Origin of the sequence: Lysinibacillus sp. NPDC058147, assembly GCF_042884205.1 — a bacterium.
Classification (GTDB): domain Bacteria; phylum Bacillota; class Bacilli; order Bacillales_A; family Planococcaceae; genus Lysinibacillus.
This window is the reverse complement of record NZ_JBHVUJ010000005.1, coordinates 182,298-206,647: the sequence shown is the minus strand read 5'-3', so window position 1 is coordinate 206,647 and position 24,350 is coordinate 182,298. Positions and strand designations below refer to the sequence as shown.

Sequence of the window (24,350 nt, the reverse complement as noted above, 5' to 3'; positions counted from 1 at the left end):
AATGTAATCAAATTCGGGAAGCTTAAATTCTTTATCAGATTTTTATTTTAAGCATACTATACATCAATAAAAGGATCGATTGGAGGCAATTATGATTAGCAACAATAAAATTGCAACGACCAATATTGTGCTGGCAATTTTACTTGTTTTAGGTATCACCTATAATTATTTTTACAATCAATCACCATTACAAATTGAACGCTTAGGTAATTTAGGATTTTGGCTAACATTCCCATTATCAATCATCAATATAGTATTGAGCATAAAGCTACTGAAAAATAAAACGGGTAACGTATTTCATAAGGGCTCGTCATAAAAAAACAACAAACTCCAAAAGCTGAAAAGCTATTGGAGTTTTTATTAGTCAATTATTTCAGAAACAAAACCATATAATCCTCATCAAAATATTCCTGACCTATTTTTAATGCCCTCTTCTCCGTTCCAAACAGCTCAAACCCTAAAGAAGTATACAGTTTCTTTGCTGAAGTATTCGTTGACACAACCGTTAAAGTAAGCTGCTCAACTCCCTTTAACGCTTTTGCCTTGTTAATTGCATCAACCATTAAACGCTTGCCAATGCCAAGTCCACGCTTTTTCGGAGAAACATAAACAGCGAAGATACTCGCTTTATGCTTTAACTTAAGCTTACTTTCCTTCACTAACGTTGCTACGCCTACTAATTCTTCATAATCAAATATCCCTATCGTATAAGAACCCTGTGATTCAAATCTGCTGGTAAACAACTCAATCGAATAATCTTTTTCCTCCTCAAAGCTAGAACCAAAAGCCTCTGGATTATTTTGTAGCCCCTCTAATCTTAAATTCCGATAAGCTTCAGCATCTGCAGTTGTTAAAAATCTACTGTTCATTTTTATCCCTCCTACGATACTTTTCATTTTTATCGACAATTACTAATAGTGTTTTATGTACTTCCAAAAGATAATTCCCTAAAATAGGAATAACAGCATAAAGGAGAATGAAAAATATGAAATCTAACAGTATGGCCCATCATTTTCATACATTAAGGGAGCAGCGATCTCACTACCTACCTTGTATTCAGTCACTCTCGCAGGAACAACTGTGGCATCGTGAAAAAGAAGGAAAATGGTCTATCGGTGAACATTTCTATCACCTTTATCTAATCCTAAAAATGCTTAAAACAGCAACAAAGTTTTCCTTACTACTAACACCTTACGCGAAAATGCGAAAAAATAAGCCATTCGCCATTGAAATACATGATATTTATGAGGAATATAAAAATAAAAAAGGACGAGGCATGCGAGCACCAGGAATATTAGTGCCCCCCTCAAAAATATGTTTTACGCTAAGCAGTGACGAAATTGAGCAATTACTAGTGAACGAAACGAGCGTAATGCAAGAATTAGTAAAAAATATCGAGGAGGATATCGCCGGGCATATTGTCTTCCCAGACCCTATTGCACACTATCCTAACCTTATTCAATCTATCCAGCTACTTGCCATCCACGAAAAACATCATTTTAGAATGATGGCGGAGCAATATAATAAATTGATTACATCTAGCGAAGTTTTAATCTAAGCATGAAATGAAACCATTTAAGTTGAAAAGAGGTTTGAAATATGAAGATTCTAGGAAATGTTATTGATGATCAAGGAAGATGTAAGCACTATTCTAATAAGCAAGATACTATTTCAATTAAATTTAAATGTTGTGGAGAGTATTATCCTTGCTATAAATGTCATGAGGAAAATGCAAATCATAAAATTCAGCCTTGGAAGAAAGAAAACTTTGATGAAAAGGCAATATTTTGTGGCGTATGTAAAAAGGAATTAACTATTAATGAATATTTGAATAGTACAAACTGTAAGCATTGTAATACTCTTTTCAATCCAAATTGCAGTAAGCATTTTCATATTTACTTTGGGACGGATAATAATTCTACATGTACTTGCTAAATAGAAAATCCTTTGAAGGGTTAATGTCTTCAAAGGTTTTCCTATTACATTATGATTATTTATTATATTTTTGAAGAAATGCCTTTACTTTCTCCTTGGCAAATTGCGTGCTCAAACTACCTGGATTTGCATCAAAGCCATGATCGACCTTTGGAAGAAGATAAAGTTCATGCGCTACACCACTCTTAGTCAGTTTCTCATCCAGTACGATCGCCTGCTCTACAGGAACAATACGGTCGCTCGTTCCTAAAAACGTAATTGTTGGTGGCGTATTTTTTTGGATATGGCTTATAGGGGAAAGCATCTCATAACGCTCACGGTATTCAGATGGTGAACCTCCAATGTACTTATCCATAACATCTTGGACATAATTCTTACTTGGATTGTCCTTATAAAACTTAGTCATATCTGACGGCCCATACATGTTAATTACCGCCTTGATCGGTACATCCGGAACATCAGTTGATGGTGGTAAACGCTTATCTCCCATACTATATGCAGCCAGCATAGCTAGATTTCCCCCAGCAGACTCTCCCATTAAAATGATTCTGTTCGGATCAATCTTATACGTATCTGCATTTTGCAAAATCCAACCTAACGCCGATTTAACATCCCCTACTTCATCATTCCAACCTGCTTCAGGAGGCATTCGGTATTGGACATCAAAAACGGTGTACCCTTGATCATTCATCCACTGATTCCAGTCTTGAACTTGGCCTTTATCTCCACTTACCCAACCACCCCCATGCACTTGAACAATGACAGGTGTTAGAACATCCTCTGATTTTTTCTTTGCTGGCCACACATCTAGTTTTAATTCAATACCGTCCGTAGTTTTCCCATACACCACATCTACACTAGGCTTTGTTGAGATATCTTGTTTATAGAAAAAATGTGGGCTAAGAGAAACCGATACATTCTCGCTTTTAGCATAGCTTTTTATATTACTAATTGGCTGTACAATTAAAAAAATTAATAACAACAAAATAGGAATTAGAACTATAAGAGCAATGAAGGTTTTCTTCCAAAAAGAAAGAGCTAATAAAACTATTATTATTAATGTTGTAACTACTAGAATAATTGGAAATATAGAAGCCCCCCATGCAAGCAGACTCATTATTTTATCCATATTAATTGGATTTAAAATATAGTATGCCACTATAATGATAAAACACCCTACTATTACAGAGAGGATTGTGAGCAGCCACTGAAGAAAACCTCTAGGTCGCCAACTTGTTGTCTGATTCATCTTTTTAAAACCTCCTATATTCCAAAGAACTTCACCCGTTCGACGGTTTAACATATACGATATGTTATTATCATTCCCATTTAAAAATGCAGCCTAAAGTTCATCTAGTAGTTTCAATTTTATCACCACATTTTAATTCTACATGCACAAATCACACTTTATATTACAAAAAATGCCCGCAACCATTTATCGTGGCTACAGGCTATTCACTATTTCATTGAATAAATTAAAAAAGTGCCATGTTTTAGAGCTAAGTCAAAAACTACATAAAAAAGAACCGAAAAGATTCGATTCGGCATTTATTCATACATTCCTATACTAAGCTCTCTACAAAATGACTCTATCGTGTCACGCTCTTCTTTTGGCAAAGCTTCGTACTCAACCAGATATTGTGCTGAAAGATCTTCTAGCTCCTTATAGCTGACTTCTCTTGTCAGGACGATTCCTTTGATCTCATTAGCCAATTCGTTTGCTGCCACAATATCCGTAAACGCAAAGGCCTGTTCTTCATCATCTGTGAATGTATGAAGGTCTACTTCCCCCTGGTAATAGCGGTCATCTACTTGCACTACGTAATATCTAATTGAATCCATTATACACCTCCCCAATTCATGATTTTCATTATTACCTTTTTCCAAGAAATCAAACCCTAGTAGTAGAAGGCATGCTATACAGCCGACGCCCTTCAATCAAGGGTTGAACCCAGAAAATATTATAAAACTCGAAGAATTTTAAAGTAGCATTCGTAAAAACTTTTCAAAATTCACGCCTGCTTCGCGCGGAATTTGCTCCTTTGACGTAGCTTCAATTGAAGCAGCTAAAAACGACTCTGCAAGCTTCATTGACTCAACTAAATCCTGCCCGCGCATCATGCCACCCATAATGACAGATGCAAACAAATCACCTGTCCCTGAATAGCTCTCGCCGTTGTATTCTCGGATACTAGAAAATGAACGATCTGCATCGACATACATATTGCCTACATAGCGCTTGTTCGCATCTGCTGGCGGCGGATTCAAACCGGTAATAATGACGTTCGCACCGGTTGCCTGTTGTAGCTGATGTCCCGCTTCCTCTAATGCTTGAAGATAATCTGAATCATCTTGATAGCTTTGTAACTTCTCGTATGACAATCCCGTAAGCAAGCAACATTCCGTAACATTAGGCGTAATAATGTCTGCACACTTCGCTAGCGCTTTCATACGATCAAGCAACTCGCCTGTATACATTTTATACACCTCGCCCAAATCGCCCATTACCGGATCCACAAGCAGCGTCGTTTCACTCGAATGAAACACGTTTAAAAAACGAAAGATGTTATCGATTTGCTCCTTCCCTGTCACAAAGCCTGTGTGAATGCCATCAAAGGTCGCACCGAGCTTGCTCCACTCATCCACAAAGTAATCCATCTTTGACGTCAAATCCTCACAATAAAAACTCGAATATCCTGTTTGCGCCGTTAATATTGCAGTTGGTAATGGCACCGCCTGAACACCCATCACTGACAGCACAGGCATCGCAGCCGTTAACGAGCACTTCCCAAATGATGACATATCCTGAATTACAGCAACTTTTTTCATCACACTCTCCACCTAACTAATCCTGCTTGTATTCTCTTCATCGTATCATAATTAAATAGATGCGAAAATGCACTCACTAATAGAAAAACCAAACTGACCTTTAATATTTTTATCAAATTGGCACTTTTACGATAGTCAGTCCTTTGCTAAAGTCAAATTATCGAAAAATTCATCATAGTGAGGATTATGCAAATGCAAAATATACAAGGTCAATCCTATACAAAACCACGCACGAAAACATTTGATTTAGTCATTACATCCATTCTTGCAGCACTTGTTTTCGTCGCGACAATGTTCATCAATATTAAACTACCATTCGGGCAAGGTGGGCTTATTCATTTAGGGACATCCATGCTTTTGATCACGTCGATTTTATTCGGTCCTAAAAAAGGCGCACTTGCTGGAGCAATCGGAATGGGCTTATTCGATATCGTAGGTGGCTGGTTAATTTGGGCGCCAACTACAATTATCTCTCGCGCATTACAAGGCGCCATCGTCGGAAAAATCGCTTGGTCTAAAGGACATAAAGGCGATAACATTGGATTAAACATTTTTGCAGCAGTTGTTTCAATGCCTGTGATGATTGCGGTCTACTATATCGGGCAAGCAATTATGTTCAAAAGCTGGGTTGCCCCTATGGCATCCATTCCAGGAGACGTCATTCAAAACGTTGTCGGTTTAATTATCGCGATTCCAGTATGTATCGTGATGAAAAAAACGCCTTACTTCAAAAAGAATTTCTAACTTCTTTCTGAAGAAGTTAAAGCCTCCGGCGGATGTCACGGAATCGGAAAGGAGTTAATATAGGATGTTAGCCTAAAATCATCGCATCCATGCGATAACGGCTAACTGACCTGCATCCTGCAGGCCTAAGCACAAAGCCGATTCCGGACGCAATTATGCCGAGGCATAATTGATAATCAACACGCCATCTTGTTGTTTTACTTACAGCATAGATGGCGTGTTTTTTTGATTGGCGTCGCAATAATGTAGCATTTTTCCATACTATATCTTTAAGGCGAAAAATGCCACGAGTAAAAACAGAAGATGAAATTCCCTTAAATTGATAAAAGTTACAAATTAAATTAACCTATAATCAAAGGGGTGGTTAGGAATGGATGGAGATGCTATTATTTGGATCGTTCTATTACTATCTATTGTAGTTTGTGATTATTTAGCATCATATTTATACAAAAACAAGAAGTTTCCTTTATGGGCTTCTGCAATTGGCATGGCGTTTTTAATTCCAGTAATAGTCGGTAGCTTTGTATATTTAGGGATCAGTTATGCAAAATCCTTTGAACCAGATAACACAAGAGAAGGAATTGCTTTTGCAGGAGGATTTATGGCGTTGATCCTTGCATTAAATGCAATCATTGTGTTCGTAATAGGAGTTATTTTAAATATTTATACATTCGTTAAAAAGCATTAAAAAAATCATGTGTTATAAAACATAACTGCTTGTACTTGGCGTTTTCAAAATAAATTAAAGGGAATTGTTAACTCACTTTCACAAAAGTATTCCGAAATGACTTTTCAAAATTTTCCGAACAAATAATTTTGATTTTCAATAATGAAGGCTTTTTTTCATACTATATGGTGGAGGTGAAAAAATGCCAAGAGTAAAATATATAAATTCTGATGTTGACTTAGTGGCAAGGATGATGAGAGCGGAAGCAGTAGGTGAAGGAAACCAAGGAATGCTATATGTTGGCAATGTCATTGTGAATCGTGTTATAGCAGAATGTCCAGACTTTAAAGATTTAAGAACGATTAATGATGTCATTTATCAGGTACAGGGAGGAAATTATTCTTTTGAAGCTGTTCAAAAAGGGAATATGTTTTATCAAAGAGCGCGACCTAATGAAAGAAGATTAGCAAAATTGACTCTGGATTATTGGCGAGATCATCCAGCGAAATACGCACTTTGGTACTTCAATCCATACGCACCATGTCCTCCAACATGGTACGGTCAACCTTTTACTGGTCAATTTAAAAACCATTGCTTCTATGAACCCGCACCTGATACATGTGAAAGTGTTTATCAAGGATAGGGAGTCATATCGTCATTTTGGTAATAACCTTAACAAAAAAACCCCACGGAAAACTCAACTTCCGTGGGATTTTGTGTGGTATGGTTTTCACTATCTCCATCTCTTCATTAACTATTTCTACTTTGTTCTCAAAGTGAACCACACTCTCTTCGCTTTACTAACAACCTATACGTTCTGCAGTACTTCAAAATCTAGTCCTCACCAATGTGTTACACACCTCAATACTTGCCGTGTTAAAAAGCAAAAGATAGTTACTTTTATCAATTTTTGTTTAATTATTGACAAAAGATGATTTTGAAACTTTTATAGACTGGTGCATAGGGCTCTCTATATGACTTTAAAGTAATTTAATAACTCTATTTAAATGCCGAAATCTAGTTTTTACTAGACTTCTTTTCTCTCATATAAGTATCATCTGTGATATCAAACTACAAAACAGAGTATATCTTTCTGAGTTTTATCAATTTTCGTTTAATTATCAACAAAAGTTGATTTTGAAATATTAATAGCTACTGATATGCTATTAACATACCCGGGTAAAAGTAAATAAGGAATAAATATCATGCATTCTAAAATATAACTTTACAAGGAGTGTTATATTTAATATGAAAAAATATTTATATTCTTTTTTAACTTTATTTACCATTTTATTTTTATTTGCTTTTTCAGCCGAAAAAGCATCTGCTAAAGATATAGATATTACTTATGAAGATTTAGAAACGTTAGCACAGCAATATAATCTTACAGATGTTACATTTATAAATGAGCAGCAAGAAAATGATGCTACATTAAATTTCTCTTCAATAGAGGAATTTGAAGAATTTTTAAAAAATGAAGAAAAACAAGAATTGGTTATAGAACAATCAAGTCCAATTTTGTTTAGAGCATCGCAAGCAGGCACAAAAACTTATTCAACATGGGAATTTACAGGCGTATCTACAATTACTTCATATGCAAAAGTAACACGTAATTCTAGTGGGATAGTTACTAAGGTTGTTGTGTGGAGTTCTCAGACTGGTTTTGCATTTCCAATAGCATATACCGAAAACAGTACTGATTATGTCTTAAATAAATCTAAAACAGGCGGCACAGCTTATGTTTATGGAACAAAAGCTTATGGTGCAACCATAGGCGGTCAAGGAATTGCATATAAAAGGGATGTTACTTACGAAATACCATTTTAGATAATCCACATTTAGAGGAGGTAATAGCGATGGTGAATTACCTTGATGTTTTTTTTACAATAGGTTTTTTTGCTTTTTGGACAATTATTATCGTTTTGATAGTAAAATTCTTAAAAAATAAGAAGTCTAAGCTTAATCACTAATAAGTTACAACAGGTTTCGGTGATAGAAAAAGAAAGAACACGAGAACGAGGAAACTCACTCAAAGGTTCTTTCTTTTTTCTCTTTCGACCTCGTAAAAGAAATAGTTAGAGGTGAATTTTATTTTGTCTATGACTACCAAGAAGAAAAGAAGGGTAAAACTTTGGGTTATGTATTAATACGTATATTTATTCTTTTACTTATTTCTTTACTTATCATTTTATTTGCTGAATCATTAATGTATTTAATTACAATAAAAAATACAAAATTAAAAAGCATTTTAACTTATATAGTAATGGCAGTAATAGCGTTTATCACCAGTCAATTTATACCTAATGATTATAAGGAATATACAATAACATTTACTATGGCATTTTTACTTTTAGCATTAGTTTCTTTATTTTGAAAAAATACCAGTTTTGATTGAACAATTTATTCAGTCAATGGCTAATGGAGATTGGTACTTTGGTTCAAAGCCTTATTAAGGGGGTATCTATAGGTTTTGGAGAAATCTAATTTACTAAAGAAAATAGTTGTAGTAATACTTACTATTATGGTAATCAGTCTTCTTTATGATTTTATTTGGCATAAAGAAAGTTTCAATAAACCTATTTGGAAACAAGTTATACTCGCTTTTTGTTTTTTGACGATAAGTATTCATAATTTTATTTTAAAAAAATATGCTTTAGGTTCGATTTATGCTGGCGTGGTATTAGCCTTTACTGTTAGTATTTTTTGGATTATAACTGTTTAGTAAAGAATCAATCTTTCTATCTATAAATAAAAAGAAAATAAGATACATCTTAGAAAAGAATAATTGATTACAAAAAGCTCAATAGTATATGGTCATCTCGCCATACCTATAGAGCTTTTTAAATTTGTCTCATTATAAACACGTACTAGCCAAATTTCATCCTTATACTGAATGAATTTTTCTAATTCAGGCTAAGCCATACGTGAAGAGATTGGTCCTCCTGATATTTAGACGTCCCTGGGTAAGTGCACACCCTTGCACTCGACTAATCTCTACTTCTGTATTCGGCGTTCGGAACTTACATCCTATCGTTCATACACATGCTGGGTACAAAAAAGTGTTTTACATATTATTTTCCTAAGAAAGAATTTAACATCCATATATGTTTTCAAGAGTTGAATATATAGCCAAAAGCATATCTCCAGTAATTTCATCCTTTACGGATTTCGCAATTTCCATTCCCTGTTTTAATTCAGTTATCATTTGAGTAAAGTCATTGACTGTTGATTGTACCATTTGTTCTGCTGTGTCATTTCCTTCTGCTTCTTTAATCTATGCGATCTCCAGTGCCCCTTCATTGTTAAAGATGGTGCCCTATCAAAATTGAATAATGTACTGTTAAATTGTTGGTACCGGTAAACTAAAGCAAAATAATTGAAAGCAAAGAAATTTCATATTAAAATAACGTATAGATTATCGATAATCTATAATATATAACATTTTTACTAGCCACTCTATACACCCAGCTATTAAAATAAAGAGATATAAATTTATTGGAGTGGTTTGATGGGATTTAGTGAAAATTCAATTTCAAAAAAAACAATTGCAGAACAAATAGCAGAGCAATTATTATTTCGCATATTTTCAGGTCATTATGTACAAGGTCAGCGTTTGATAGAATCGGAAATCGCAAAAGAGCTACAAGTAAGTCATGCACCTGTCCGAGAGGCTCTATATCTTTTACAAAAAGATGGTGTAGTTGAAAAAATACAGCATAAAGGTGTAAGTGTTAAAATTATTTCGGATCAGGAATTGAAGGATTATTTAGAGACGCTTTATCACTTGTTGGATATTGCACTTACAAAGTGTGAACAAAAGTGGAATGCCGATTTTCAAAATGAGCTATTACTTCGTTTTGAAACCATGAAACAAAGAAAGTCCGTTGAAAATATTTACGAGTATGTCGTATCGTTTGCCCACTTGTTAGAATTGTTTTTTGTTATTACAGGAAATATTGCGATGTTACGTTTCTTTAAAGAAACCATATTTGTTACAAATGTCGCAGCACAAACTAAATGGAAAATGAATCTAGTTGAATCCTATCATATGTCCATTCATACGTTTATCAAGTGTATAGAAGCCTCGAATTTTGAAAATGCACGAACGGCTATTAAAGATGTTATTTTATGGCATCATTTTAATTAAATTGTTTGGGGGCAAGGTATATGAAAGCAGCAGTTTGGCATGGTGTAAAAGATATTAGAGTTGAAGACGTTGAATTACGAGCTTTAAGAGAAGATGAAGTGAAAGTAAAAGTAGCATGGGCCGGTATTTGCGGAAGTGATTTACATGAATATCAAGAAGGACCAGTATTCATACCAGTTGATCAAAAAGCGGATTTAACTAAAGAAATTGCACCGCTGACAATGGGGCATGAATTTGCTGGTGTAATCGAAGAAGTTGGTTCTATGGTTACAAACTATAAAGTAGGAGACCGTGTGGTAATCAATCCTACATTAACATATAGAAAGAAACATGAAGATATAGATCGCTATGATGGATTTAATTTCATCGGATTACATGGAAACGGTGGGTTTGCAACATATGCTAACGTACCTGAATCAAATGTACATCGTTTAGCAGACAACCTAACATTACAAGATGGTGCTTTAGTAGAACCGATGGCTGTAGCTGTACAAGCTGTTAAAGATGCTGGAGTTACTTTAGGAGATTCAGTTGCAATTTTCGGCGCTGGACCAATTGGATTATTAACAGTAATCGCTGCTAAAGCATCTGGTGCAAGTAAAGTCATCGTATTGGATTTATCTGATGATCGATTAGAAAAAGCGAAAGAATTAGGTGCAACCCATATTATTAACTCTGGTAAAGAAGATCCTGTTCAAGCAGTTCGAGCTATTGTATCAGATGGAGTGGATGTGTCCTTTGAAGTTGCTGGAGTTGCGCCTACTTTTAAACAAGCTATTGATGTAACAAAAGCACGTGGTAATATGATGATTGTTTCTATTTTTGCGAGACCAATCGAGTGGAATCCAATTCATCTTACAAACACTGGAGTGAATATCTTATCTTCAATTGTTTATACACCAACAATGTTCCAAAGAACAATTGATGCAATGAGCACTGGTCAACTAAATCCACAAGGAATAATCACAAGTCAAATAAAGTTAGATGAAATCGTTGAAAAAGGTTTTGAAGCGTTAACAAACGACAAAAACCAATCCAAAATTTTAGTCGAATTAAGTGGAGTAAAATAATCGACAATAGAGTAAATTTAAATCTAGCCTTAAAAAGGGAGCATGGCCTATATTTTAGCTATGCTCCTTTTTTTGTGATATTATGGCAGCTGCTCATATTGGAAAGAAACAATCATCCAATCAAAATATGATCTTGTATTAGCTTTGATTTGGTCAAATCTAGAAAGGGAAAGCTGTAGAAAAATCTGGCGATAGTGGAATCGATGGCATTGTGAAAGAAGGCGTTCTAGGATTAGATAAAATCTACTTATAGGGAAAACGTTGGGCAAATCCAGTTTCAAGACCTGATATCCAAGCATTTGTAGGAAGCTTGGTAGGCTTTAAAGCAAACAAAGTAATTTTTAATCACTACATCTCGTTTTACAAAAGAAGCAATGGAATATTCCGAGAGTATTGATAAATCATTAATTTTAATTGATGGGATGAAACTTACTGAGCTAATGTTTTTATACAATGTTGGTGTGTCGAACGTTCAAACTTTTACAATAAAGCGGATGGATTTAGATTTTGAGGAAGGTTAATAACAAGAAAATGCAGCGAGCTTCATTCGAAGATTGCTGCATTTCAATATTAATATAAATTATTATCCTATCGGACCTTTCTTATTATGGAGAGAATAAAATATTTTAAATCGTCATTCATTGTCTTCCACTCGTGTGCCATATACATCAATTGTTGATGGAATATATGCATACTTACGTGCTAACAAATCACTGACTGAGTTATAACTACTAAAGTCATTATCTATTTCCATTTTCATCTCTCGATTCTTGCCTACACCATATACACGTACTAGCCACATTTCATCCTTGTACTGAATAAATTTTTCCAATTCAGGGTAAGAAATTGAATAGACCGCGCTTGTACTTGTTGATGTTGTGCCCTTCACTTCGATTTTAATTGGTTTTGGAGGAGACTGTGGGTTTAAATAATCAAATGCTGTAATATCGTATCCTAATCCATCACCCTGTGTTTGCGCTACATGCTCAACTTGTTCTCCGTATTCTTCACCGAATACTTCTATTACTTTCTTTTTAACATACTCAAATGCTTTTTTCTCTGCAATATCACCGATTTTTTTACGCTTTTCCAGGTCTTTTTGTAGCTGTTGTTGACTTACTACTCGGCTACGTTTGCTTGCACTTCTCGCTACCTTATTACTAACTCTAGTCTCTCCCTGCTCGTAACTAGAATTCGCGAACGTTTCCTCTTTAATTTCACCATCTTCTATTAGTTCTGCCTCTGCTTCTAGGTTACTTTCGTTAAGAAAGCTGTCGAACAAACTAGCCCAAGCTTCGGGACAAGGAAATAAATATGCCTGATTCCCTCGCCCATTTTCTTGAAAGGCTGAATATTTTTGCGGTCGATCAGATTCCATATCTCCCCAAATATCTCTTATCATAATTGGCTGTTCTAATATTTTGTAATCTACATCAACCTTATATCCTTCATCTGACCATAAATTTTTCTCCTGTAGCTCATGCGGTTGTTCTGCAATATAACAATCTGATGTTGCTATGCCTACCGCCCGAATTGCTTGATCATAACAACTATAAATTTTATTACCAGCCTTAATTGTAGCCATTCGTTCATACGCATGATTGCTATTTCCATTTTTATTTTTTTGTGGAGACCACATATATCCTCCGATAATTTCTTCATCATGTGTAGCATTTTGCATTACAATAAAATTACTCATATATTCACCCTTAATAGTCCATTAAACTTTCCGTATAGTTGATTAATATTATATGAAAATTGTATTTTCACTATAATTTATGATTACTATATTGTCAAAAAGTTCATTAATAGGTAAAAATGATTAACTCTGTATAGTCAGGCTCTATAAATAATTTTTTAGAATCAATATAGAATTTATTAGAAAATTTTTGAACATATTTAGCAGCGTTATCTTTATTCTAAAATTAAAAAACCTCCTAATTGGTATATTAGAAGGTCTATAACTAGTTCAAATATATTATTTTCTATAGAGAAGAAAAGGGTAAGGGTTATAACTGCTTTTACAGCCTCTCTATGTATGGAGACGGCGGGAGTCGAACCTGCCGTTTATGGATACTGTTAAATCAAGGGTTGCGGGGGCAAATCATTTTATTGGCTATGTATTTGACTACATAATTTTACTACAGTATTAATATTGCCATGGAATTTCGTCTAGTTCTTCTATTAATTTTTTCCCCTTTTCAGGATTAATCATTTTTATATAAAGTGCTTTACCATATAAATGATATTTATAATTTGAATAACTAAACCCTCTTTTTTCCATATGTGAAGCTACACCATATCTTTTACAATAAAATATTTCTTGTTTTATTTGTCTATAATATTTCCTAGGCACATTAACCTTAGTATTTACCACTAAACCAGTAACCATTTGTCTCTCGTACCACTTTTGTAATCTAAATTTGTTCTTATTTATTTTAAAATTTTCATCAAGTATAATAGACTCAATTTGTTCTATATATAAATTCAAATCGGAATTAGACGAGAAAGATAGATCATCTGCATATCGTGTATAATTTATTTCTTTATTTGAGATAAAATCCCCAATTTTATTATCTAACTCTAAACAAACTAGATTAGATATATATGGACTACTAGGGGCTCCTTGCGGAAGGATACCATTATATGAACATAATTTGGTTAAATACTCGGAAACTTTATTACTATATCCTATTTTACTAAATATATAAAATATCTGTTCTGAATTTATATTTATAAAGAAATCTTTAAAGTCAATATTTAAAACGTACGCTTTATTAATATGAGGCAATGCATTATCGTATGTAGATTTATTTGGGGTAAAACCTTTTGAATATTTTGAAGCTGAAATTTTATATAATATATTTTCTAAAATCCATTTCTGAATATACTTTAACTGATCATTAGGAATATATATTTCTCTTTTTTTCCTTCTCTTGGATCTAATTATTCTTTTAGTATAACTAAGTTCTGGATTATCTATAATTGCATTTAGTTGTTTTTCTGAAGTATGTAAATATAATGACAAATGTTTTAAATCATAAATTACAGGTACATCAGCCTCTACTAATTTTGATGTATATTCCTTTACCCTTTGAATCAAGTAATCATCATAATTTCTATTTTGTAGATTTTCTACTATTTGAATTAAAAAAGACATTTCAAATACCTCTTAGTTATTTTGATAAATGGGTTCTCTACCCATTTTTTTCTTTAATAACAACCATAACATCTGAATGACAAATTAAAGTGATCTTCATTAATTTGTCATTCATATAGTAGCTTTTACTAAAAGATGCCGACTACAGCATCCCTCTCTAGAGAACCCATATATCTATTTTATCTAATTTTTTCCTATATTTCAAACTCTTTAGGTAAATAAAGAATATTTCCGGTATATTCTATATACTTTTCATCTTTTTCATTTTCAATAAAATCATTTTCAATTAAAAATTCCAAATTAAAGTTTAGCAAATTTCTTTTTTTTAATTCCGTCAAACCTTTATTTGACAATATATACTTTTTTGTTCTATAATCTTTTTCAATTAACTCTATATCTAACAAATCATCAAAAAATCCTCTTAGAATATCATAGTCAAGATCTAATAAATTTACTATGTCATATGTATTGTACACATATTTTCTTTCATTTAAAAAAACTAATATTAATAAATGTCTAAAATCAAGCTCTTCTATATCCATCAAATTATCTTCCTCCTCTATTTTTTTCTATTTGCATTTTTATGAACTCCGTCCGTTTTATTCTTTGCTCCTTGTATTTTATTATATCCTTTAATAAATCATCATTTTTAATTTTGTAGATATGCCTATCTTCCTTTCTCGGAAATATAGGTTTCCAATCTCCATCTTTTTCCAAAAAGTGGATAATGTATTATTTGGTGTATTATAAAATAACCCTAATAATATTTCTGATCTCTTATACCCCATTATATAAACCTCTTCGCTCTTTTCTTTTGCCAACCGTCGCTCATATTTACGTACTACAGATTTATATAATTTTTTTTTATTTTGATCTTCATTAATAGATGGATCTTCAAAAATACTCTTTTCAAGAATAGTATTAATTAAAGTGATATCCCAATCTAAATCTTGCATTCCCTCAATATTATTAATGCCTTTTTCTAAGTTAAATAACGAAAGTAAATATATCTTCCTGTCACCAATCAAACTTGGAATATCCATACTAATTCTATATAAAAAATTTATAAAAGTGTCTCCACTACCTATTATGTCATCTAAAAATACTACATTTTTTACAGAACTCAAATCAAAGGTATTGTAATATGCTACTGGATCAATAGGTATAGATTTTTTTGTTATTTCATCGTTTTCCTCCAAAACTTCTTCAAAACATTCTACAATATTTATTGCGCCATTATATATTCCTCCAAAAGATGAAACTGGTACAAATATTGTATCAACATAATTTGGCTCTATTTTTTTATATACTTCAAAAAGATTTCTTAATTCATTTATTACGGAAAGTCTGGTCATGTATTTAAATTTACCAAGTAAGTTTAAATATACTTCCATATCAGTTTTGTCAAATTGCTCAATCCATGCTTTACTATTTTTTTCTAATGCTGTAAGTTTTGAATCAAATTTCACATAATCCAAATCAATATCATTTTTTTCAAAAAATTTTTTCAAAACATCTTCTATTTTAGTCTCTAAAGAATTCATTGATTGCCCCTTTTCTTATAAAGATTATTTGTATGTATTAATTGATTACCTAAACTTTATTCTAGCAGTTATAATTATAATATAATGAAAAGATTAAAGAATAATAAACTTCATATTATTTTATTTCAGATTAAGGAGTATTTTATATGAGCTACCAATCCGAAGCACAACTAGAAAAAAATTTAGTCCAACAGCTAACAAACATTGGTTATCATTCAATTGATATTCCAGATTATGATTCGCTGTTACTCAATTTCAAAAACCAATTAAATAAATTCAATCAACATAAATTAAAAGACCAACTTATTACTGATATCGAGTTCAAACGTATTCTTACTTTAATAGAAGGAAAAAGTATTTATGATTCTGCAAAGATCCTCCGTGACAAATTATTAATTGAACGTGAAGATGGAACTCAACTGTATGTAGAATTAATGAATACAAAAGATTGGTGTAAAAATCTTTTCCAGGTTACAACTCAAACAACTATAAAAGGAACTTATACAAATCGTTATGATGTCACAATTTTGATTAATGGGTTACCACTAACACAAATCGAATTAAAGCGACGTGGCCTAGATTTCAAAGAAGCCTTTAACCAAATCCAACGTTATCGTAGACATACCTTCAACGGGATTTATCGTTTCCTACAAATCTTTATCGTAAGTAATGGTGTTGATACGAAATACTTCTCAAACTCTGATCATGATATTCAATTTGGCTTTACGTTTTTCTGGTCGGATGAAAACAATGAGCTGATTACCAACTTAAAAGAATTTACGAGTACATTCCTAAAGCCCTGCCATTTAGCGAAAATGATTAGCCGTTATATGGTCATTAACGATGAATCAAAAGCATTAATGGTGATGCGTCCTTACCAAGTGTATGCAGTTGAAGCACTAGTAAATCGTGCAACAGAAACGAATAATAATGGCTTTATTTGGCATACAACAGGTTCGGGGAAAACCTTAACTTCTTTTAAAGCTGGGCAGATTTTAGCAGATGGAGAAAGAATCAAAAAGGTATTCTTCCTTGTTGACCGTCAAGACCTTGATAGCCAAACAATTGCGGAGTTCAACAAATTCCAAAAGGATGCAGTTGACCGTACAGATAAAACAGAAATACTCATTGAACAAATTAAAAATCCGATGAAACGTTTCATCGTGACAACAATTCAAAAGATGAACAATGCGGTGAAGAATCCTAAGTATGCGGCTGTCATGGAGCCTTACAAGAAAGAGAAAGTTGTGTTCATTATCGATGAATGTCATCGTAGTCAATTTGGTGATATGCGAAAAGAAATCGATCATCACTTCCAAAACGCACAGTATTTCGGCTTTACTGGTACGCCACGCTTTAAAGAAAATAAAAGCCAAGATGGACGTACAACAGCTGATTTATTTGAAAAATGCTTGCATCACTACTTAATTAAAGATGCAATTCGTGATGGCAATGTATTAGGTTTCTCTGTGGAATATATCAAAACATTCAATGCACGTATTGATGAATCAGATAATACACAAGTACAAGCCATAGATACGGATGAAGTGTGGCATCATAAAGATCGTCTAAATCTTGTAGCAGACCACATTCTTGAAAACCACGTACGCCGTTCTAAAAGCAAAGGCTATTGTGCCATGTTTACTGTTGATTCTATTCCAACACTCATTCGCTACTACGATATTTTCAAAGCGAAGAAGCATGACTTAAAGATTGCTGGGATTTTCTCTTACGGACAAAATGAGGAAAGCGATGGAACTACGGAGCATTCACGCGAAGCATTAGACAGAATGATAGTGGATTACAACAAGATGTATGATACCGACTATTCTACGGAAACGTGGGATCGTTACTTCTCTGACGTATCGAAAAAGGTAAAGCAAGCACAAATTGATATTCTACTAGTCGTGAAGATGTTCCTTACAGGCTTTGATAGTAAGCCATTGAATACACTATATACAGATAAAAATATGGTTTACCATGATTTAATCCAAGCGTATAGCCGTACAAACCGTGTAGAAAAATCAACAAAGCCATACGGAAACGTCATCAACTACCGTAACCTTAAACAAAATACGGATGATGCTATTAAATTATTTTCACGTACAGATAATGTCGATGTTGTACTAATGGGTAGCTCTAATGAATACTTACATGCATTTAAAGATGCTGTAGCAAAATTACGTGAAATTGCTATCACTCCAGAGGAAGTAGATAAATTAGAAAGAGAAGAAGAAAAACGTGAATTCATTATGGCATTCAAACAAGTAACGAAATTTCTGCAACGCTTACAATCCTTCTCTGACTTTGAGTTTGACGAATCAGAACTAACGATTTCACAGCAATCCTATGAAGATTTTAAAAGCAAATACCTCAAGGTATATGATGAGTATAAACGTAGTGAACCAACTAAGGTATCCATCTTACATGATATCGATTTCGAATTAGAGTTGATGCATACAGATAAGATTAATGTCAGCTATATCTTAAATTTAATTGCAAGCTTAAATACAAAAAATGAAAAGGAACGAACAAAAGAAATTAAGTTCATCATACAGGAGCTGGAGCATGCTTCTGATCCAAAGCTACGTTTGAAAGTAGAGCTCATTAAAGGGTTCTTAGAAAAAGTAGCACCTTCATTATCAGCCGAAGAATCTATAATTGATGCTTACAATAAGTACGAAGAACAAATGAGTGAACAAGAGTTAGCAGCATTTGCGAAAGAGGTAAATCTACAGGATCAAATTCTACGCGAACAAGTCGCTTCATATGAGTATTCAAATATGATTGAAAAAAACGTCATCATGGACTCATTAGCTGGATCCTTCCTAGAGAAGAACAAAGCCATTAAAGCTATTACTAGCTTCATTCGTGACTTTACAGATAAATATGGGGCATAATAAAACAAGTATGAAGAGGAATTGTAACGATTCACGCTAAATCTATATAAAGTGAATCGTACTACATAAGGAGGCAATACCAATGACAACAAGTGAAATACAACGTCAGCAACAAACTGAATTGCATAAACGATTATGGGCAATGGCAAACGACTTACGCGGACAAATGGACGCAAGTGAATTTAAAGATTATATTCTAGGATTAATTTTCTATCGCTACTTATCTGAAAAAGTAGAATCACGAGCAAAGGTCTTACTAAAAGATGATGATATCTCATTTGCAGATGCATGGGCAGATGAAGAATACCGTGAAGATTTAGCAGAGTACTTAATTGATGAATTAGGCTATGTAGTAGAGCCACATTTCCTATTCTCTCACTTCCTTGATGAGATCGAAAAAGGCTCAAATGGTGGTAGCTTTGATGTAGAGATGCTACAAAACGGTGTAAAAGCAATCGAATCATCTACAATAGGTACTGAAAGTCAAGACGACTTCCAAAACCTATTTGATGATATGGATCTAACATCATCACGTTTAGGTCGTACTGTAAAAGACCGTTCAAACTTAATTAGCAAAGTTATTGTAAACATTGCGGAAATCCCATTTGAACAAGACAATGCGGAAATCGATGTATTAGGCGATGCCTATGAATATATGATTTCTCAATTCGCAGCAAATGCAGGGAAAAAAGCTGGAGAGTTCTATACACCTCAACAAGTATCAAAAATCTTAGCGAAGATTGTAACTGCTGGGAAAACTGAAATTCGTGATGTGTATGATGGTACATGTGGTTCTGGTTCATTACTACTTCGTGTAGGACAAGAAGCAAAGGTACACAAATATTATGGGCAAGAAAAGGTATCAACAACATATAACTTAGCTCGAATGAACATGTTATTACATGATATCCCTTACCAACGCTTCGACATTCGTAATGGCGATACATTAGAAGAGCCACAGCATATGGATCAACGTTTTGAAGCGATTGTTGCTAACCCACCGTACTCAGCGAACTGGAGCGCGGCTGATAAATTCAAAGATGATGAACGTTTTAGTGCTTATGCAAAACTCGCACCAAAATCAAAAGCAGACTTTGCCTTCATTCAACACTTTATTCATCAGTTAGATGATAATGGTACGTTTGCAGTAGTTCTTCCACACGGTGTACTATTCCGTGGCGCAGCTGAATTAGCTATTCGTAAGTATCTAATTGAAGAGAAGAACTATTTAGATGCAGTGATTGGATTACCAGGTAATATTTTCTATGGTACAAGTATTCCAACATGTATCCTTGTATTCAAGAAATGCCGTAAATACGACGATAACGTGTTTTTTATAGATGCATCAAATGAATTTGAAAAAGGAAAAAATCAAAATCATTTATCAGACGACAATGTAAAAAAAATTATTGAGACATTCCTATCTCGTAAAACAATCGAGAAATATTCATATGCCGCTACTTTAAGTGAAATTAAAGAAAATGATTACAACCTTAATATCCCTCGTTATATTGATACTTTTGAAGAAGAAGAAGAAATTGACTTACAAGCTGTTGCAAAACGGTTGAGTGAAATTGATAAAGAAATTATAAAAGTAAATGAAGAGTTAGAGAAGTATTTTAAAGCGTTGGAGGTTTAACTTTATGACCAAAGTTAATACAAAAAAATATATTATTTCTGAAATTATTGAAGATATACAATCAGGAGTTAGTGTAAATAGTACAAATTTAAAATGTAAAAATAATGAAAATGGCGTATTGAAAACGGGTTGTGTTAAGAACGGTGTATTTATACCTTCTGAAAATAAAAAAATTCTAGAAGAAGACTTTCATCGTGCAAAATTAAATCCTATTAATAATTCAATAATTTTAAATAGAAGTAATACACAAGAATTAGTTGGTATGGTTGGATATGTAGATAAAGATTATCCTAATTTATTTTTGTCAGATAAATTATGGCTAATTAAAGTTAATGAAAATATTGTAGATACTGAATACTTTGCATACCTTTTATCCACACCAAAGTACTCAAAAAAAATTAGTGATCATGCTACTGGGACAAGTGCAAGTATGAAGAATATTTCTCGAACAGACTTCGAAAGTCTTGAAGTACAACTTCCGCCTTTAAATGTACAAAAAAATTTAAAAAACTTCATTAGTATTCTTTCTAGAAGAATTCAAATTCAACAACAAAATATAGAAACATTAAACATGCAGAAAAAAGGCTATATGCAGAAGGTTTTCAGTAAAGAATTAAGATTCAAAGATACAAATGGAAAAGAATTTGAAAAATGGGAAAAATATACTTTAAAAGAAGTATTAACAGAATTTGTTCAAAAAACTAAAGAAAATAATGAGTTTCCTGTTATATCCTCTACAAATAAAGGATTGATGTTACAAAGTGAATACTTTAATCGCCAAGTTGCAAGTGAAAATAACACTGGATATAAAATATTAAAAAAATATCAAGTAGTTTTAAGCCCTCAAAACTTATGGCTAGGAAATATAAATTACAATTCAAAGTATGATATCGGTATTGTATCGCCTTCATATAAAATCTTCGATATTAATGAACAATTCGATAAATCATATATAGCTTATGCTCTTGTAACCCCGGAAATGTTTTATAACTATAAAATTTCCTCTGAACAAGGTGCTAGTATTGTTCGCAGAAATTTAAATCTTGATATGTTTTATGAAATATGTTTCGAGATACCTTGTTTTGAGGAACAAAAGACTATTTCATCTTTTCTTGAGAAATTTGATAAAAAAATCAATTTTGCAGAAGAAAAACTATTTAATTTGCAAGTTCAAAAACAAGCCTTTATGCAACAAATTTTCATCTAATAAAACAGCACCTTCCAATCCATCTGGAATGGTGCTGCTTCTATATTTCATAAAAACGCACTTACTTATGGTACCGTTCACCGTAACCTATCTATATGAGGTTTTTTGTTTCTATGTTTATGCCCTTGCTCTTCTTCGTATTTGTCTATATATATCGAGTACACTAGTCATACCTTGATTGGCAAGACTAATTAAAAAACTAAGTTTATGAGTGGTAATCCAATCCTTTACTGTTATATCCACACTTGTTACAGTCACCCAATATCTCCATAAAACTATATCTTCAGGAGGAACTTCTTCTATGAACGAGTCTTTTTGTTCATCTGACCAGTTATTTTTATTAAGATTAGTATTTGGTTGCACAAAAGGGTAGTAACGCCCCTGCTGATTTCCGTAAGGTTGTAAGTAAGTTATCTATCCACCATGATTCATATATATCCCTGGAAGTAAAATCAGTAAATCCATACAATTTAACTTTATAGTAGTATTTCCACATTTTTGTTCCACCGCTACCATTAAAATGACTCTTTATCCTACTTATATCTACTACCTTTCTTGCTGGGAACCCCGAATATCTAGTTTTATCACCGAAAGGCGATGTCTTTCCAACATAAGCTACGTCACCTGCTTTATCAAAGAAAAACATAAACACCAAAACTAGTATTCCATCGGCTATCATTTACTTCTTCACGCTCCCAGTGATATAGTTCCGTTAAGAACTTCGGCCTTTGGATTCTTGTATCATTAATTAATATTGATAGGGGGTCTACATTTACTTTTGACAATTAACCTTCCTCCAAATTTTATTTTCTAACTTTCCTTTAGAAAAGGTGATTATGAAAAAGTACCTTTAATTCAGTCATTATTTCGCTTCCCATTTCATTTAATGCTTCTTTTTTAGCATATTCGCCATGATTTTTTCCATTTAAATCGGCCTTGCTTCCTCCCAATCCAATAAATTGCTCAGATGGTTTGAAGTGTAGCCCAACTACCGGCACTTCCAATTGATGATAAAAGCCAATTTGATACTGTGCATCTGGAAAATCCTTTATTGACTTGGGACTATTAAAAATAAACTCTTTTCCTGATGCAAGTCTGGAACAGTGCTCTTTTCCTAACACAATAATCAATGAGGGGCTTAGAAAATCTAATGTATCTCGAATGAAATCTTTTGCAAATTGTGATTCAAGAAGATTATTTTTTGAGCTTATCCTACTCATCTGACTTCTAGTAGGAATAGGGAAAAAATCCGTATGTACAACTTCTTTCATGTTATGAGTTGAATATAAAGAACCTCCCATGCCATTTAGAAAGCCTTCCAATTTAGCCCCGTTTATCTTACCAAACCAACTTCGATATGCTGTATCTCTTTCAAAATAAGAGTTATACATTTCTATTGTTGATTCTAACTGTTTATCGTTTTTTTCATATTCTTCTAAAGAAACCCCTTTTCCCCTCACATAAAAGCGTGATTTTTCACCTAATAACAAAGTACCATCCGTATCAAGAAATTCCTTTGAAGAGGGGTTTGTTGCAATGGTTACCCAATTATTAGGTGAAGCGTTCCCAAACCACACAATAGGAGTAGCTCTATCTATTACTTCATGTTCAAGTGGTGTTTGGGACAACTCTGCTTGATAACGTGTTGCTCGCTTTAAAAGGGATTTTGCTCTTTCCACTTTTAAAGGAGATAGCAGATTTATCATTTTATTCATGGTATTTCTCCTCCATCCAGGTTACATCCAATAAGGGTGTAGCGAAGTCGTCTTTATTAAGAACATTAATGAATATTCATCAGGGAGTTTTGCACTTTCTAGTTCTAAAACTTCCTCACAGAATACAGCAATTTTATTATTATCTTTATTCAGTGTATGGGGCATAACCATTCTCCTTATAATCTTCGATTTCTTTAACTGTTTTTAACCTCAAAAATAATAGTTCATAGCATTTCTAGCTGATAAAGTAAATTCACTTATCTTTTCTCCATTACTCATGTATCTATATAAATCATAAAACTCCTGTTTTAAGTATTCAACCAAATGTTGATATATTTAACTTCCATTTCCTTAAAATCTTCTAAACAACTAATCTGTTTCATTTTGATTTGCCACCACCGTTATTAATTAAGCCATATCGTCAAACATAAATTTTTTCCTTAAATCTGAGTTTCAATCCTTTCGAATTCATTTGAAAATTCGACGATTTGCTTGAGTTGTGTAAATTTAGATTCTTCATTTTTTTCGATTTTAAATTGTATTTTATTCAAACGATAATACGATTTTGCTCTGTAATTAGTATGTCCACTTACTACCTTTTTTTCATTTGCTAAAAACAAACCATTTTTCACTGCCATTTATATTATATTCCTCCTCATACCTTGGACTCCGCATCATTAGCAACATTATTACGGTTGCTTTATCTGTCTATAGATATAGTAGTCCTATAATATATTGTCGGAATTAACGTTTTTTGTTATGTGAATTCCTTTTCATTTCAAAAAAAAACAAA

27 protein-coding genes are annotated in these 24,350 nt (G+C 33.1%); 15 read left to right on the top strand and 12 right to left on the bottom strand.

Annotated features, from left to right (window positions below; all coding sequences use genetic code 11):
- Positions 1–91: 91 nt before the first annotated feature.
- Positions 92–316, top strand: a complete 225-nt coding sequence (locus ACFVT8_RS16490) for a hypothetical protein (RefSeq protein WP_387083581.1) — start codon at positions 92–94, stop codon at positions 314–316.
- A 52-nt stretch (positions 317–368) separates the two neighbouring features.
- On the opposite strand, the gene ACFVT8_RS16485 is transcribed toward ACFVT8_RS16490, so the two are convergent.
- Entirely contained in the window at positions 369–869 is a 501-nt protein-coding gene (locus ACFVT8_RS16485) for a GNAT family N-acetyltransferase (RefSeq protein ID WP_387083580.1), read from the bottom strand.
- A gap of 116 nt (positions 870–985) precedes the next feature.
- Between ACFVT8_RS16485 and ACFVT8_RS16480 the strand changes: the two genes are divergently transcribed.
- Together ACFVT8_RS16480 and ACFVT8_RS16475 are read left to right on the top strand one after the other, a co-directional pair.
- Positions 986–1,558 (top strand): DinB family protein, encoded by a 573-nt coding sequence (locus tag ACFVT8_RS16480; RefSeq protein ID WP_387083579.1) that lies wholly within the window; start codon positions 986–988, stop codon positions 1,556–1,558.
- Positions 1,559–1,599: 41 nt separating this feature from the next.
- Positions 1,600–1,935, top strand: coding sequence for a CHY zinc finger protein (locus tag ACFVT8_RS16475; RefSeq protein ID WP_387083578.1), 336 nt, complete (start codon positions 1,600–1,602; stop codon positions 1,933–1,935).
- A gap of 55 nt (positions 1,936–1,990) precedes the next feature.
- Here ACFVT8_RS16475 and ACFVT8_RS16470 read toward each other — a convergent pair whose 3' ends face one another.
- From ACFVT8_RS16470 to ACFVT8_RS16460, 3 genes are all read right to left on the bottom strand, one after another.
- Positions 1,991–3,184 (bottom strand): alpha/beta hydrolase fold domain-containing protein, encoded by a 1,194-nt coding sequence (locus tag ACFVT8_RS16470; protein ID WP_387083577.1) that lies wholly within the window; start codon positions 3,182–3,184, stop codon positions 1,991–1,993.
- Between the two features lie 299 nt (positions 3,185–3,483).
- Entirely contained in the window at positions 3,484–3,777 is a 294-nt protein-coding gene (locus ACFVT8_RS16465; RefSeq protein ID WP_387083576.1) for a hypothetical protein, read from the bottom strand.
- Positions 3,778–3,915: 138 nt separating this feature from the next.
- On the bottom strand, positions 3,916–4,764 hold the full coding sequence (locus ACFVT8_RS16460) for a pyridoxamine kinase (protein WP_387083707.1): 849 nt from the start codon (positions 4,762–4,764) through the stop codon (positions 3,916–3,918).
- Positions 4,765–4,956: 192 nt separating this feature from the next.
- Between ACFVT8_RS16460 and ACFVT8_RS16455 the strand changes: the two genes are divergently transcribed.
- The 9 genes from ACFVT8_RS16455 to ACFVT8_RS16415 all read left to right on the top strand — a co-directional run bounded on the left by ACFVT8_RS16455 (position 4,957) and on the right by ACFVT8_RS16415 (position 11,913).
- Positions 4,957–5,508, top strand: a complete 552-nt coding sequence (locus tag ACFVT8_RS16455; protein ID WP_387083575.1) for an ECF transporter S component — start codon at positions 4,957–4,959, stop codon at positions 5,506–5,508.
- Positions 5,509–5,878: 370 nt separating this feature from the next.
- Positions 5,879–6,196 (top strand): hypothetical protein, encoded by a 318-nt coding sequence (locus ACFVT8_RS16450; RefSeq protein WP_387083574.1) that lies wholly within the window; start codon positions 5,879–5,881, stop codon positions 6,194–6,196.
- Positions 6,197–6,377: 181 nt separating this feature from the next.
- Complete coding sequence (locus tag ACFVT8_RS16445; RefSeq protein WP_142509340.1) at positions 6,378–6,818, top strand: cell wall hydrolase; 441 nt, start codon at positions 6,378–6,380, stop codon at positions 6,816–6,818.
- 605 nt (positions 6,819–7,423) lie between these two features.
- Positions 7,424–8,002, top strand: a complete 579-nt coding sequence (locus ACFVT8_RS16440; protein WP_387083573.1) for a hypothetical protein — start codon at positions 7,424–7,426, stop codon at positions 8,000–8,002.
- A gap of 643 nt (positions 8,003–8,645) precedes the next feature.
- Positions 8,646–8,897: a hypothetical protein gene (locus tag ACFVT8_RS16435; RefSeq protein ID WP_387083572.1), complete on the top strand. Its 252-nt coding sequence runs from the start codon at positions 8,646–8,648 to the stop codon at positions 8,895–8,897.
- A gap of 786 nt (positions 8,898–9,683) precedes the next feature.
- Positions 9,684–10,322: a GntR family transcriptional regulator gene (locus tag ACFVT8_RS16430; RefSeq protein ID WP_387083571.1), complete on the top strand. Its 639-nt coding sequence runs from the start codon at positions 9,684–9,686 to the stop codon at positions 10,320–10,322.
- A gap of 20 nt (positions 10,323–10,342) precedes the next feature.
- Entirely contained in the window at positions 10,343–11,392 is a 1,050-nt protein-coding gene (locus ACFVT8_RS16425) for a 2,3-butanediol dehydrogenase (protein WP_387083570.1), read from the top strand.
- A gap of 289 nt (positions 11,393–11,681) precedes the next feature.
- Positions 11,682–11,789 carry a hypothetical protein gene (locus ACFVT8_RS16420; protein ID WP_387083706.1) on the top strand — a complete coding sequence of 36 codons (108 nt, stop codon included), beginning with the start codon at positions 11,682–11,684 and terminating at the stop codon, positions 11,787–11,789.
- Positions 11,767–11,913 carry a hypothetical protein gene (locus ACFVT8_RS16415; RefSeq protein WP_387083569.1) on the top strand — a complete coding sequence of 49 codons (147 nt, stop codon included), beginning with the start codon at positions 11,767–11,769 and terminating at the stop codon, positions 11,911–11,913. Before ACFVT8_RS16420 ends, ACFVT8_RS16415 begins: the two co-directional genes overlap by 23 nt.
- A gap of 113 nt (positions 11,914–12,026) precedes the next feature.
- Here ACFVT8_RS16415 and ACFVT8_RS16410 read toward each other — a convergent pair whose 3' ends face one another.
- The 4 genes from ACFVT8_RS16410 to ACFVT8_RS16395 form a co-directional block, all read right to left on the bottom strand.
- On the bottom strand, positions 12,027–13,091 hold the full coding sequence (locus tag ACFVT8_RS16410) for a protein NO VEIN domain-containing protein (protein ID WP_387083568.1): 1,065 nt from the start codon (positions 13,089–13,091) through the stop codon (positions 12,027–12,029).
- Between the two features lie 450 nt (positions 13,092–13,541).
- Positions 13,542–14,552, bottom strand: coding sequence for a reverse transcriptase family protein (locus tag ACFVT8_RS16405; protein ID WP_387083567.1), 1,011 nt, complete (start codon positions 14,550–14,552; stop codon positions 13,542–13,544).
- A 194-nt stretch (positions 14,553–14,746) separates the two neighbouring features.
- Positions 14,747–15,097, bottom strand: coding sequence for a hypothetical protein (locus tag ACFVT8_RS16400; RefSeq protein WP_387083566.1), 351 nt, complete (start codon positions 15,095–15,097; stop codon positions 14,747–14,749).
- 87 nt (positions 15,098–15,184) lie between these two features.
- Positions 15,185–16,096 (bottom strand): phosphoribosyltransferase-like protein, encoded by a 912-nt coding sequence (locus ACFVT8_RS16395; protein WP_387083565.1) that lies wholly within the window; start codon positions 16,094–16,096, stop codon positions 15,185–15,187.
- Positions 16,097–16,242: 146 nt separating this feature from the next.
- Between ACFVT8_RS16395 and ACFVT8_RS16390 the strand changes: the two genes are divergently transcribed.
- The 3 genes from ACFVT8_RS16390 to ACFVT8_RS16380 all read left to right on the top strand — a co-directional run bounded on the left by ACFVT8_RS16390 (position 16,243) and on the right by ACFVT8_RS16380 (position 21,842).
- On the top strand, positions 16,243–18,996 hold the full coding sequence (locus ACFVT8_RS16390; protein WP_387083564.1) for a type I restriction endonuclease subunit R: 2,754 nt from the start codon (positions 16,243–16,245) through the stop codon (positions 18,994–18,996).
- An 82-nt stretch (positions 18,997–19,078) separates the two neighbouring features.
- Positions 19,079–20,635, top strand: coding sequence for a type I restriction-modification system subunit M (locus ACFVT8_RS16385; RefSeq protein ID WP_387083563.1), 1,557 nt, complete (start codon positions 19,079–19,081; stop codon positions 20,633–20,635).
- 4 nt (positions 20,636–20,639) lie between these two features.
- A complete protein-coding gene (locus tag ACFVT8_RS16380; RefSeq protein ID WP_387083562.1) occupies positions 20,640–21,842 on the top strand; it encodes a restriction endonuclease subunit S in 1,203 nt (400 codons plus the stop codon).
- A gap of 346 nt (positions 21,843–22,188) precedes the next feature.
- On the opposite strand, the gene ACFVT8_RS16375 is transcribed toward ACFVT8_RS16380, so the two are convergent.
- The 4 genes from ACFVT8_RS16375 to ACFVT8_RS16360 all read right to left on the bottom strand — a co-directional run bounded on the left by ACFVT8_RS16375 (position 22,189) and on the right by ACFVT8_RS16360 (position 24,195).
- Positions 22,189–22,521: a hypothetical protein gene (locus ACFVT8_RS16375; protein WP_387083560.1), complete on the bottom strand. Its 333-nt coding sequence runs from the start codon at positions 22,519–22,521 to the stop codon at positions 22,189–22,191.
- A 142-nt stretch (positions 22,522–22,663) separates the two neighbouring features.
- Positions 22,664–23,557 carry a hypothetical protein gene (locus ACFVT8_RS16370; RefSeq protein ID WP_387083559.1) on the bottom strand — a complete coding sequence of 298 codons (894 nt, stop codon included), beginning with the start codon at positions 23,555–23,557 and terminating at the stop codon, positions 22,664–22,666.
- 21 nt (positions 23,558–23,578) lie between these two features.
- Entirely contained in the window at positions 23,579–23,722 is a 144-nt protein-coding gene (locus ACFVT8_RS16365) for a hypothetical protein (protein WP_387083558.1), read from the bottom strand.
- A gap of 275 nt (positions 23,723–23,997) precedes the next feature.
- Positions 23,998–24,195: a hypothetical protein gene (locus tag ACFVT8_RS16360; protein ID WP_387083557.1), complete on the bottom strand. Its 198-nt coding sequence runs from the start codon at positions 24,193–24,195 to the stop codon at positions 23,998–24,000.
- Positions 24,196–24,350: the final 155 nt, after the last annotated feature.